This is a genomic window from Bradyrhizobium sp. CCBAU 45389 (assembly GCF_028128625.1).
In the GTDB taxonomy this organism is placed as follows: domain Bacteria; phylum Pseudomonadota; class Alphaproteobacteria; order Rhizobiales; family Xanthobacteraceae; genus Bradyrhizobium; species Bradyrhizobium liaoningense_B.
Window position 1 is genome coordinate 64,859 of the sequence record NZ_LBIY01000096.1, and the last position, 11,893, is coordinate 76,751.

13 protein-coding genes are annotated in these 11,893 nt (G+C 63.9%); 8 read left to right on the forward strand and 5 right to left on the reverse strand.

The features are described from left to right. The first annotated feature begins 10 nt into the window (after positions 1-10). The gene (locus XH79_RS30185; RefSeq protein WP_271583990.1) at positions 11-850 is read left to right on the forward strand and encodes an aKG-HExxH-type peptide beta-hydroxylase; all 840 of its coding nucleotides are present in this window, start codon (positions 11-13) and stop codon (positions 848-850) included. A 189-nt stretch (positions 851-1,039) separates the two neighbouring features. Next, positions 1,040-2,656 carry a B12-binding domain-containing radical SAM protein gene (locus XH79_RS30190; RefSeq protein ID WP_271583991.1) on the forward strand — a complete coding sequence of 539 codons (1,617 nt, stop codon included), beginning with the start codon at positions 1,040-1,042 and terminating at the stop codon, positions 2,654-2,656. A 5-nt stretch (positions 2,657-2,661) separates the two neighbouring features. On the opposite strand, the gene XH79_RS30195 is transcribed toward XH79_RS30190, so the two are convergent. Then, positions 2,662-4,050, reverse strand: coding sequence for an MFS transporter (locus tag XH79_RS30195; RefSeq protein WP_271583992.1), 1,389 nt, complete (start codon positions 4,048-4,050; stop codon positions 2,662-2,664). Between the two features lie 172 nt (positions 4,051-4,222). On the opposite strand from XH79_RS30195, the gene XH79_RS30200 reads away from it, so the two are divergent. The 3 genes from XH79_RS30200 to cax all read left to right on the forward strand — a co-directional run bounded on the left by XH79_RS30200 (position 4,223) and on the right by cax (position 7,075). After that, on the forward strand, positions 4,223-5,284 hold the full coding sequence (locus tag XH79_RS30200) for an isocitrate/isopropylmalate dehydrogenase family protein (protein WP_212343448.1): 1,062 nt from the start codon (positions 4,223-4,225) through the stop codon (positions 5,282-5,284). 224 nt (positions 5,285-5,508) lie between these two features. Beyond that, complete coding sequence (locus tag XH79_RS30205) at positions 5,509-5,862, forward strand: UBP-type zinc finger domain-containing protein (protein ID WP_271583993.1); 354 nt, start codon at positions 5,509-5,511, stop codon at positions 5,860-5,862. 112 nt (positions 5,863-5,974) lie between these two features. Then, positions 5,975-7,075, forward strand: coding sequence for a calcium/proton exchanger (gene cax, locus XH79_RS30210; RefSeq protein WP_271583994.1), 1,101 nt, complete (start codon positions 5,975-5,977; stop codon positions 7,073-7,075). A gap of 189 nt (positions 7,076-7,264) precedes the next feature. On the opposite strand, the gene XH79_RS30215 is transcribed toward cax, so the two are convergent. Then, positions 7,265-7,717 carry a hypothetical protein gene (locus XH79_RS30215; protein ID WP_271583995.1) on the reverse strand — a complete coding sequence of 151 codons (453 nt, stop codon included), beginning with the start codon at positions 7,715-7,717 and terminating at the stop codon, positions 7,265-7,267. Positions 7,718-8,046: 329 nt separating this feature from the next. Here XH79_RS30215 and XH79_RS30220 point away from each other — a divergent pair, with 329 nt between their 5' ends. Further along, on the forward strand, positions 8,047-8,259 hold the full coding sequence (locus XH79_RS30220; RefSeq protein WP_271583996.1) for a ClpX C4-type zinc finger protein: 213 nt from the start codon (positions 8,047-8,049) through the stop codon (positions 8,257-8,259). 84 nt (positions 8,260-8,343) lie between these two features. On the opposite strand, the gene XH79_RS30225 is transcribed toward XH79_RS30220, so the two are convergent. Beyond that, the gene (locus tag XH79_RS30225) at positions 8,344-8,541 is read right to left on the reverse strand and encodes a hypothetical protein (RefSeq protein WP_271583997.1); all 198 of its coding nucleotides are present in this window, start codon (positions 8,539-8,541) and stop codon (positions 8,344-8,346) included. A 292-nt stretch (positions 8,542-8,833) separates the two neighbouring features. Between XH79_RS30225 and XH79_RS30230 the strand changes: the two genes are divergently transcribed. Then, a complete protein-coding gene (locus XH79_RS30230; RefSeq protein ID WP_212343454.1) occupies positions 8,834-9,178 on the forward strand; it encodes a hypothetical protein in 345 nt (114 codons plus the stop codon). 220 nt (positions 9,179-9,398) lie between these two features. Here XH79_RS30230 and XH79_RS30235 read toward each other — a convergent pair whose 3' ends face one another. Together XH79_RS30235 and XH79_RS30240 are read right to left on the reverse strand one after the other, a co-directional pair. Beyond that, positions 9,399-9,806 (reverse strand): hypothetical protein, encoded by a 408-nt coding sequence (locus tag XH79_RS30235; RefSeq protein WP_212343455.1) that lies wholly within the window; start codon positions 9,804-9,806, stop codon positions 9,399-9,401. 466 nt (positions 9,807-10,272) lie between these two features. Then, positions 10,273-11,316 (reverse strand): medium chain dehydrogenase/reductase family protein, encoded by a 1,044-nt coding sequence (locus XH79_RS30240; protein WP_271583998.1) that lies wholly within the window; start codon positions 11,314-11,316, stop codon positions 10,273-10,275. Positions 11,317-11,439: 123 nt separating this feature from the next. Here XH79_RS30240 and XH79_RS30245 point away from each other — a divergent pair, with 123 nt between their 5' ends. Then, positions 11,440-11,805 (forward strand): hypothetical protein, encoded by a 366-nt coding sequence (locus XH79_RS30245; protein WP_271583999.1) that lies wholly within the window; start codon positions 11,440-11,442, stop codon positions 11,803-11,805. The last annotated feature ends 88 nt before the right edge of the window (positions 11,806-11,893 follow it).

The window sequence follows — 11,893 nt, forward strand, 5'->3', positions numbered from 1 at the left end:
AGAACGCGCCATGAATGCGACGTCGATTGACTGGGAACGCACGGCACGACCGCAGGCCGACGGTTACGACACCGCGGTCGCCCTCGGCTTGATCGAAAGCGAGCCGACACCGTGGCGACCGCTGCCGCCGCAGCGGCCTCCGGTGAACGGCGCGCCGACCATCGCGGAGGGCAGGGTTGCCCTGCGCACCGAGGATCCGCTGCTGCCCGCGCCGCGCTTCGTCCCCGACGCGCAAGCGGTCCCGGCAATGGAGCAGGCGCTTCACTACGTCCGCCGCTGGCCGCTCGCCGCAAGGCAGTGGCCTGACATCGTGCATACGATCCAGTGCTATCACGACACCGAGCAGCCGACCGAAGGGCCCGGCCGCCTCGGTTCGGCCAGCCACTCGGTCGATGCGCGATTCGGCGTCATCGGCCTGACGGTGAACTGCCCGCTCGCGACCGCGCAGGCGATCGTTCATGAAATGGCGCATCACAAGCTGCGGGCATTCGGCGTCGCCAATGAGAATGCGATCCGGATCATCAGCAATCCGCAGGACGAGCTCTATCCCAGCCCGATCGTGGTCGACCGGCCGCGCCCGATGACGGCGGTGCTGCACGCGCAATATTCGTTCATCCACGTCACCCAGCTGGACGTGCACATGCTGGAGCAGGAGGAGGACCCGCTCGTTCGCAGCGACATCCGTGCGCTGCTCGCGCGCAATGCATCCCGGATGGAGAAGGGGTTCGAGACCTTGCGGCAGCATGCCCGCACGGATGCGGCCGGCCGGGAGTTTCTCGGCGCGTTCTTCACCTGGTGCAGCGATGTCCTGGCGAGCAGCCGGAAGATGCTGGCGACCGAGCGCGCCTGATCGGCTCACCCCGGGGCGGGCCGGGTTCCAGCCCCCCGGAATGCCAGATATGCGGCCTGAAGCGACACCCGGCCATGAACGCAGGTTCTTGGCCCAATTACCGCCGCGTTGCGGCGACAGTTTGTCCCTTTTGCCGGGGTGCAAGACGGAAATGCTTTGCTACACTGCACCCGACGCAACAGGAGTTCCATGAAGGTGCCGGGTCCCAACGTGCTGATGCTCTATCCGCTGTTTTCGGCAGAGTCCTTCTGGAGCTTTGGCGAATCCTGCAAGGTGATGGGCGTCAAGCGTCCTGCCGCCCCTTTGGGCCTCATCACCGTTGCCGCGATGCTGCCCGAGAGCTGGACGGTCCGGCTGATCGATTGCAACACGCAAGCCTTCAGTGACGAGGACCTCGCCTGGGCCGACGTCGTCTTCACCGGTGGCATGTTGCCGCAACAGTCCGATACGCTGCGCCTGATCGAGCTCGGCCGCGCCGCCGGCAAGCCGGTGGTTGTCGGCGGGCCCGATCCCACCTCGAGCCCCCACATCTACGAGCGGGCCGATTTCCGGGTGCTCGGCGAGGCCGAGGGCGTCATCGACGAGTTCATCGCCGCCTGGGAAAGCGGGGCCCGCTCCGGTGTCTTCACCGCGCCGAAATTCCAGGCCGACGTCACCAAGACGCCGGTGCCGCGCTTCGACCTGCTCAAATTCGAGGACTATCTCTATATCGGCGTGCAGTATTCGCGCGGCTGCCCTTTCACCTGCGAATTCTGCGACATCATCGAGCTCTATGGCCGCGTGCCCAGGACCAAGACGACCGAGCAGATGTTCGTCGAGCTCGAGACGCTCTACAACATGGGCTACCGCGGCCATCTCGACTTCGTCGACGACAATTTCATCGGCAACAAGAAGTCGTTGCGGCAGTTCCTGCCGCAGCTCGCCGAGTGGCAGCGCGCCCACAACTATCCCTTCGAGCTGTCGACCGAGGCCTCGGTCAATCTCGCCGACGATCCTGAATTGCTGGAGTTGATGGGAGCCGCAAATTTCTTCGGCATCTTCGTCGGCATCGAAAGTCCGGATCCCGCGACGCTGGTCGCGATGCGCAAGAAGCAGAACACGCGGCGCAACATCGCCGAGAGCATCCACAAGATCTACGCCGCCGGCATACTCGTCACCGCGGGCTTCATCGTCGGCTTCGACAACGAGAAGGTCTCGATGGCGGAGGCGATGATCGATTTCATCGAGGAGGCCGCGATTCCGGTCGCCATGGTCGGCCTGCTCTACGCGTTGCCGAACACGCAGCTGACGCGGCGCCTCGAGCGCGAGGGCCGGCTGCATCAGGGCCACGACGTGGCGCCGACCATCGGTGCCGATCAGTGCACGGCCGGCATCAACTTCGATCCGGTCCGCCCGTTGCGAGACATCCTGACCGACTACAAGCGCGTTCTGGAGCACATCTACAGCCCGGCGGCGTATGCGCGGCGGGTCGACCGCCTGATGACGCTGCTCGACCGTTCCAGGCAGCGCCCCGAACTCGCCGAAGGAGACATCCGCGCCAGGCTCGGCGCGATGGAAACGGTGCACCGCGTGGTCACCGCGCTTCCCGAGGCGCGCGGGCCGCTGTGGCAGACCTTCATGAACTGCGCCAAGCGCGACACCTCATCGGCGCGGATCGCGGTGCAGATGATCGCGGCCTATGCGCATCTCGGGCCGTTCTCGCGCAAGGTCATCGAAGCCATCGATACGCGCCTCGCTGCGATCGATGACGAGCCGGTCGTCCCCGCGGCGGCCATTGACGTGACGGCGGCCCGGCACCTGGCCTGAGCGGTTTACTTCACCGCGAGCCGCAAGAAGCTCATGACGCTGCCGAGCGCGGCAAAGCCCGCGCCGAGGGCCAGCGCGACGGTTGCGCCGTCGTGACCGGCAAGCGCGAAGCAGAGCGCGGCAAGCGCCGCGCCCGTGGTCTGGCCGGTCAGGCGCGCGGTCGCGACGATGCCGGAGGCGCTGCCGCTGCGATGGGGCGGCGCGCTCGACATCACCGCCTTCATGTTCGGCGCCTGGAAGAATCCGAATCCCATGCCGCAGATCACCATCCGCCAGATGATGTCGGGGATGGCGGGGTTGGACGGAAGCATCGCGAGCAAGGCCATGCCCAGGCCAAGCAGCACGAGGCCGATGCCGCCGAGTAGGCCGACCTTGTGGCGGTCGGAGAGGCGCCCCGCGATCGGCGCCATGATGCCGACCACCAGCGGCCATGGCGTCATGAAGAAGCCGGTCTCGACCTGGGAGCGCCCGAGCACGTCCTCGAAATAGAACGGCAGCGAGACGAAGGCGAGGCCCTGCACGACGAAGGAGCACACCGCGGTCGCAGCCGACAGCGCGAACATCGGACGGCTGAACAGGTCGATCGGCAGCATCGGCGCGGGATGGTCGGCATGGCGGCGCGTCAGGATGAAGCCGAACGCGATGGCCGCGACCAGCTCGATGCCGACGACGACAGGCGACAGATTATGCGCGGCGCTGCCGATGCCCGTGATGAACAGGCCGAGGCAGGCCGACGCCAGGATCGCCCCGAGGAAGTCAAAGCCGTGATCGGCGCGCGGGGTCTTCGGCAGCATCGCAAAGCCGATGCCGATCGCGACCAGGCCGAAGGGGATGTTGACGGCGAACAGCCACGGCCACGGGCCGAGTGCGAGGATGGCGGAGGCGATCGAGGGGCCGAAGGTGAAGGCGGTCGCGACCACGAGCGCGTTGTGACCGAAACCGCGGCCCAGCATCCTGCCGGGATAGACGAAGCGCACCAGCGCGGTGTTGACGCTCATGATGCCGCTGGCGCCGAGGCCTTGCAGCGTGCGCGCGACCAGCAGGCTGTCCAGCGACCACGCCACCGCGCAGAACAGCGAGGCGATGGTGAACAGGATCAGGCCGCCGAGATAGATGCGCTGATGCCCGACGATCTCGCCGAGCGCCCCGAGCGGCAGCAGCGTCGCCACCAGCGCGATCTGGTAGACGTTGACCACCCAGACCGACTGCTCCGGCGTGACATGCAGGTCGGCGGCAATGGCGGGCAGGGCGATGTTGGCGATCGCGGTGTCGAGCGAGGCCATCGCCAGCGCGGTGAAGATCGCGGTAATCGCCCAGCGCCGCTGCGCAGCCGGAAGGCCGTCGGCGGTGATGTGGTCGGGCTCGCGCGCTGCGGCAGGTAACGTGATTGTCATTGCGTGAGCGCGTTGCTCCGGCGGCGTGGCTAAAACGGACTTTTGGCATGTACTACGCCGAAGGCCGCTGCCACAGGCATATGCTTGCATGCTGTGTATGCACGAAGGTGAGGCGATGCGGCTGCGCTCTGGCGTATGATCGCGTCGGCTGCCGCAATGACAGGGAAACGCCATGCAAATCGTCGTTCTGCCGGGTGACGGCATCGGCCCCGAGATCACGACCGCGACATCGGGCGTGCTGCGCGCGGCGTCCGAACGCTTCCAGCTCAATCTGCGCCTCGAGGAGCATGCGGTCGGGCATGCGAGCCTGAAGCTATCAGGAACCACCGTGCGGCCCGAACTGCTCGACATCGTCCGCGCCGCCGACGGCCTCATCTTGGGGCCGACCGCGACCTTCGACTTCAAGGACGAGGCGCATGGCGAGATCAACCCGTCCAGGCACTTCCGCAAGAACCTCGACCTCTATGCCAATGTCCGGCCCGCGCGCACTTATGAGGGGCGGCCCGGCCGGCTCGGCGCGTTCGACCTCGTCGTCGTCCGAGAGAACACCGAAGGTTTTTACGCCGACCGCAACATGGAGCAGGGCAATGGCGAGATGCTGGTCACGCCCGACGTCGTGATCTCGCTGCGCCGGATCACGCGCCTGTGCTGCGAGCGCATCGCGCACGCCGCCTGCCGCCTTGCCATGAAGCGGCGCAGGCGTCTCACCATCGTGCACAAGGCCAATGTGCTCAAGATCGGCGACGGCATGTTCCTCGACATCTGCCGCGCGGCGGCGAAGGGCTATCCCGGTCTCGACGTCGACGACATCCTGGTCGATGCCATGATGGCGCATGTGGTGCGGAGCCCCGATCGCTTCGATGTGATCGTCTCGACCAACATGTTCGGCGACATCCTGTCCGATCTCACGGCGGAGCTGTCAGGCAGCCTCGGCCTCGGCGGCTCGCTCAATGTCGGCGACCGCTACGCCATGGCGCAGGCCGCGCACGGCTCGGCGCCCGACATCGCAGGCCAGGACGTCGCCAATCCGATCTCGCTGATCCTGTCGACGGCCCTGCTGCTGGCCTGGCATGGCGAGAAGACGAGCGCCGTTCGTTACGAGGAAGCGGCGCGTGCGATCGAGTCGGCGGTAGCCAAGGCGCTTCGTGAGGGCAGGGCGACGCGCGACGTCGGCGGCAGGCTCGGCACCATCGCGGCGGGGGCGGCGATCGCGGAGATCCTGCAGGCGGAGTGAGTGCTGCTGAGTTTTTGGAGGACTAAAACAAAAAAGTCGAAAAACAACCCCATGCACAGTAGAGCGGCCCTTGATCGATAAGGGATTTTCGCGACGCGTCGCGACGGCATGCGCGGCCGCGATCAAGTTGACCCGTCGGGCAAAACACTGGCAGGATGCGATCGTGGCGGATCGCGGCGCGAATGTATCTGCGCCGGCGGCGCGCACTTGCAATGGGTTGACCTATGAAGCCTGAGACGGATGGCATCAACCTCGCAGCCAAGCCAAGCGGAACGGGTTGCGTGGAATGCTCGGCTGCAGGCGGGTGGTGGCTGCATCTGCGCCGATGCGTCGAATGCGGTCACATCGGCTGTTGCGATGCCTCGCCCAATCAGCACGCATCGAAACACAATGCGGCGACAGGTCACCCGATCATCACGAGCTTCGAGCCGGGCGAACGATGGTTTTACGACTATCGCACGGGACAGGCTTTCGCCGGCCCGAAGCTTCAAGGCCCGCAATCGCGTCCGTTGGATCAGCCGGTGCCTGGACCCGCCGGGGCGGTGCCTCCGGACTGGCAAACGCGGCTTCATGAATAGGCGGTAGGCGGCACTCCCCGGCGAGGTGGCCCTCTCCGTTGAGCCAGATCAATACTCGCCCCCGCGGCCGCCGGACCTTTCCATCAGCGCAGCGATGGAAAGGGCGGCCGACATGCAGACTCTGCTCAGGGAAATCCGGGATACCCCTTTGCTCTGGATGCTGGTGTTCGTGCCGATCGTGCTGGTGGCCGAGGCGGTGGCGCCGCATTCTCATACGCTGCTGTTCGTGCTGGCCGTGCTTGCCATCGTGCCGCTGGCCGCGCTGCTCAGCCACGCCACCGAAGCGGTCGCCGCGAAGACCGGCGATGCCGTGGGCGGACTGCTCAATGCGACGCTCGGCAATCTGACGGAGCTGATCATCGCCATCGCGGCGCTGCACGCAGGCCAGTACATGCTGGTGAAGGCCTCGATTGCGGGCGCGATCGTCACCAACGCGGTGTTCATGTTAGGGGCCTGCCTGCTGCTCGGCGGCCTGCGCTACCACGTGCAGGAGTACAACCGCGCCGGCGCGCGGCTCTCGTCCGGCCTGCTGCTGATGGCAACCGTCGCCCTGCTTGCGCCGTCCGCAGTCGCCGATCTCGCGCACCTGCCGCAGGACGGGGGCGTCCTGAACAAGCTCAGCCTCGGCATTTCGATCCTGCTCATCGTCGTTTACGGGCTCAGCCTGTTGTTCTCGCTCGGAACGCACAAGGAATTGTTTGCAAGCGCCGATCATGGCGACGACAAGGAGGCGCACTGGCCGATCGGATTAGCCGTCGGCACGCTGCTGGTCGTCACCGTGCTGGTCGCGCTGGTCAGCGAAATCTTCGTGGAATCGGTGCAGAAGGCGGCGGAGACCTTCGGGATGAGCCCGGCCTTTGTCGGCTTCATCGTCGTCTCGATGGTCGGCGCCGCCGCCGAATTTACGGTGGCCTTCGCCGCGGCGCGCAAGGACCGGCTCGACATGGTCGTCGGCATCGCGCTGGGCAGCGCCTCGCAGATCGCACTGTTCGTCGCACCCGCGCTGGTGCTGCTCAGCTACGTCGTGGGACCGAAGCCGATGGACCTGCAGTTCTGGCCGGGCGCCGTCACCATGGTGATGATTGCAACGGTGACGTCGGCCTTCATCACCACCAGTGGACGCTCGGCCTGGTTCGTCGGCGCCCTGATGATCTTCATCTATGCGGTGTTTGCACTGACGCTGTATGTCGTCCCGCCGGCGGGCCAGGGATGAGCTTCGCCGGCCCGCCGATATGAATTGGCCCATCGGAGAATGGTGGCCCGCGGCAAGCCATCCTCCGACGCGGCGAATACGCTTTCGCTAAGGCATGATCCGGAAAAGTGCGAAGCGGTTTTCCAGAAAAGATCATGAGAAAACAAAAACCTAAAGCGCGGTGACGATCCGTCCAAATCTCATCGCGCTTTAGTAGGCCCAGTAGCTGCCGGAGGGCGCGCAATAGTCGCTGCCATAATCATAATATGACGCGGCCGGGTAGCCGTAGCCGTAGCCGTAAGCGGGATAACCGCCATAGTAGCCGCCATAGCTTCCATAATAAGCGCTTCGCGCAATCGCGCCGCCGACGACGGCGCCGGCCAGTCCATAACCGAGGCCGCGATAACCGTAGCCGCGATAGCCCCAGCCGCGATAACCGTAACCGCCGCGATAACCCCATCCGACGCCGCGATAGCCATAGCCGCCACGCCAGCCGTAGCCGCCACCCCAGCCGCCAACCCAACGCACTTCCGTCGTGGTCTGATCGACCATCGCTTTCATCGTCGAAAGATGCGTCGGAATCGGCCCGGCCTGGGCGCCGGTGCCGAGAAGCAGGGCGCTCGCAGCGAGGACGAGGGTACGCAGGGAACTCGAGGAGGTCATGATCGATCATCTCCTTGGCTAGAGGCGGCGCGTTCTGCGCGGCCATCGGGCCCATTCCGGTGTGGCGCTGCCGTGGCGGGCTTGATCTAGATCAAGCGTTTTGGGCATGGCAGCGGGGCGCAGAGGGGCCGCAAGTCTCGGCTGCAGAGGCGAAAGCGAGGTTTCTTCGGCTCGGCAGACGTTTCGGCTTTGGATCCGTAACCGACCTGCCAAGCGCCTCTCATCAAAGACCACGTTTGACCCATCGCCGACATCGGCATGGTTGTATAAGATCATCTCAACCTGCGAACCACCGGGTGACCGAATTCGGCTGGCGGAAGGATCAGAGGATGGCGAACTTGGAATTTGTTTGCTCCTTTTGTGGAAAGGAGCCGAGAGAAGTTGTTTCCGTCGTCAACGCGGTGTCCGTGAACGTAAAAGGCCAGCAAACCGCCGGTACCATTTGCAATGAATGCGTTGAGCTTTGCGTGCAGGTCATCGGTTTGCAAAAGCCGGAGTGGCTTGAGCGACACCGCCAGTTTGTCGCCACGCTAGGAAAGTGACGCGCGACGTCAGCTGTTAGCCGGTAGCTGACCTGCCAGGTACTTCTCGTTGAAGATCGTTTGTAACCAGCAGACGTTTAGAGGTCACCGATCATGATCGCGCCTTTCAACATTGCGGTACAGCGTGATCACAACGATGGCTGGAATTCCCCAGAAGGTTGCTACTAGGAGACCAACAAAACCAAAGGTGTTCGCGTCTTTGCTCCCACCGAGAAGCAATGTGGCCACTAACACCGATATAGCGACCATTCCAACAAGCTTAGCAAGAGACTTCGCGTTCACGAGCCTTGATCCTTGATGTGAATGATCACTCTGCCCCTGATGTTAGCCACAGGGCCGTAGGATGGGTAGAGCCCTTGCGAAACCCATCACGATTTACGTCGGCTGTGTCGATGGGTTTCGCTGCGCTCTACCCATCCTACGCGGTGCGCCTTTCTTGCAGCTCATCAGCCGGGACGCAGGTGTACCGTGCCGGCGCGTCGCGTCAGGCGGCGCGCTGACGCCCCTTCCCAGTCGGGAACTTTGCCGACGGTTGGTCGTTCCCGGTGAGCGGGCGCAAATGTAGGCAGAAGCCATGAAATGGATGCTTGTGGTCCTGGTTGGCGGCGTCTCACCCGTCAATACCGATCTGGTGTTCGACAAGTTCAGTGAATGCCTCGCCGCTGAGGAACAAATGCGACAGCACTACGCCGATGCGTTCGACGCGTGGGATCGCATGGCTGCGACGAGAATTGACCGGCGCAGGGACTACAAGAAAGCTCGCGAGACCGAGGCCAAACGGCTGTTGAGCAACGTGGGGACGTGCGTCCCGCATGGCGGCGGTGATCAGCAGCCCGTCACCTCGCAGCAGCAACCTCCCGCCACACCATCGCAACAGCCTGCTACGCCATCCCCGTCGCAGCCGGCGCCGCGAACGTAGCAGCAGCCCGTAGCCCGTAGGATGGGTAGAGCACTTGCGAAACCCATCACGCTTCATGTCGGATGTTGTCGATGGGTTTCGCTGCGCTCTGCCCATCCTACGCGGTGCTGTCTACGGCGGCGCAGCATCCTTGAGACCGCCCGTGCTGCTCCTCGGTAACCACTGGCGGTTAGTCGAATACGCCATCCGCATCTGCAAATCGGTCTCGAAGAAACGAGCCTTAAGCTTTTAGGTCCGTGATCCTCATAATTGCGACCACGTTTCCGTCATTGTACGCCTGCTCTTTCGTGTCCTTGTTGCAGGTCCAGACAAAGTTCTTCTTGCCCGTAAAGACCTTTCCCTCCTGATCGAGCCGAAGCTCCCCTTCGGTGATGTGGCAAACCATGGCATTCATCATCGGGGGGCCCATGGTCTTCGACCCCGGCTGCATGATGACGTCGCGCATCGAGACGGTCTTGAAACCGGGGATGAGGGATGGTGTCTCGCCCTCGTATTCACGCACCACCACTCCTGGCCACGGCGTCGTATCCTTGTAGCCCGCGGTTTGAGCGGAGGCGGGCTTCATCACGGCGGCGGTAGCCGCGGCCAACCCGATTCCCAATGCAGACCTTCGATTGATCTTGCTCATCGCTTTCTCCTGAAGTTACTGCAACGCGGCGCCGCAGAAGCGGCTCACGCATTCTTGGACTGTGAATGGTCATGCGAGACCGAAAAAGGGGCGGTCTCTTAAGGATGCGTACCTGCCGACAGCATTAGTTCTGCTCGTTCGTCCCGAACGGCGACTTCGGCACATCCCGCTTCAACGGCAACTGCATTCTACGCCACCTGAGGTGCTTGAGAAACAGGCGGTTTCGTCTGAAGACCCGATCGGCATACCGTCAAGAGCGGAGGACTGCGGCTCCAAGGAATGTCCGGAGTTGGCCTGAGCTGCCGTCGGGATATCAGCTATCAATGGTTCACCGGACCAAGAGCACGTACTGAGTTCGACTGCCGCTCATGGCCCGTGGGTGACTTTTAGCTCAGAGCGTCGCTGACGCCTCGGGCGCCAGAAGTCGAGGGCCTCATCGTAATATTATCGCCAGCCGCCGGTCGCGTCAGGCGGCGCGCCGGCTGTGTCGCGAGGAGAGATCAGGGCAAAGTACGAGCTTGCCCTCGAGACCGCCGGCCTCGAGGCGTCGGTGAGCATCGGCGACCTCCTCGAAGGAGATTCGCCCGGCGATGCGCGGCCGGATGGCACCACTTGCCAGAAGCCCGAACAGTTGCTCCAGGTCCTCCTTGAACCAGGTGGGATGTCGCGCCCGCATGGCATTGACCGAGTAAAAGCGGGCTCGCTTGCCGCCGGGCAACAATCTCCACAGATACAGGCGCGCGATCTCCATCACGATCGGGAGCATTCGACGCTGTGCCTGCACGCTCGCCGAGAAGCCGATGGCACAGAGCAGGCCGCCTGGCTTGAGCGCCGCGTATGAGCGGCGATAGCCGTCTTCACCGACACCGTCGACGATGACGTCGAACCCGCCCGGCAGAATCCGCGTGAAGTCCTCGTGCTGGTAGTCGATCGGCGCTGCCCCCAGCTTTTGGACGAGCGCCATGTGCTCGCTGCGTACAGTGCCCCACAGCTCGAGGCCGGCCAGTCTCCCGAGCACGAGCAGCGCCTGGCCGACCGCGCCGGCAGCCCCATGAACGAGAACGCGCTGGCCCTGCTGGACCTCGGCCGCGCGGTGCAGAAGTTGGTACGCGGTCGTCCAGCTCAAGATCAGCGCGGCCGCTTCGGCGGCGTCCACGCCTGCCGGCACCCGGGTCAGGTCGGTGGCCCGAAGCGTGCGATAAGCGGCGTTCGACCCGACCACCGTCATGTCGGCCACGCGGTCGCCGATCTGAAAGTCGCGCACGCCTTCGCCGAGCTGATCGATGTCTCCCACCACATCGTAGCCCATCACGAATGGCGGACGGAGGCGCATCGTTTGTGGGTAGAGATGCCGCCTGATCAACACTTCGGTATAATTGAGGCTCGACGCGAGGACGCGAACGCGCACCTCGCCGCGGCCAGCGGTCGGCAGGTGGGCGTCGACGACCTCCAGTGTCTCGGGATCACCGAAGCGGCTGACCTGAACAACGCGATTGCGCTGCTCCATCATGGGCGATCTCCATGCAATGCCGTCATTCAGCGCAAGGGCGGGCAGACTGCCGTCAGGCTCGGAAAATTGAATTGATCCAGATCAAGCTCGAGCGTGCACTGCTTGGAATTCTCCTCGGGCCAAATGACCAGCCGGGTCATCTGGCGCCATCATTCTTATTTTTTATTGGAGGGGAATATGCCTGCAGTCATTATGCAGTTCGTTTCGCATCCAAGACCCGGTAGCGATCTTGCGACCGTCCTACAGCTGGCAAAAGACGGCGCGACACTCTGGAGGAAGCACGGCGCCGATGTCAGCTATTGGTCGGTGATCGGCGGCGAGGTCGGGAACTACGCCTTCGTCGCTCGCTTCGATAGTGTAGAAGCTTATGGCCGCACCTTGGCGTCGCTGGGCGCCGATCCGGCTTTTGTTGAATTTCAAGCCAAGCGGCTGAAGGCCGGGCAATCGGATTGGGTACGCTCCAACGTTGCCATCCAGGTTGAACTTTGACGGAGCGCCTTCTCTCCCGCGTGCGAGACCGCCTTCGGGCGGTCTCTTGCTGTGCGATCGATGTCACCTGCTGGCCCGACGCTGAATT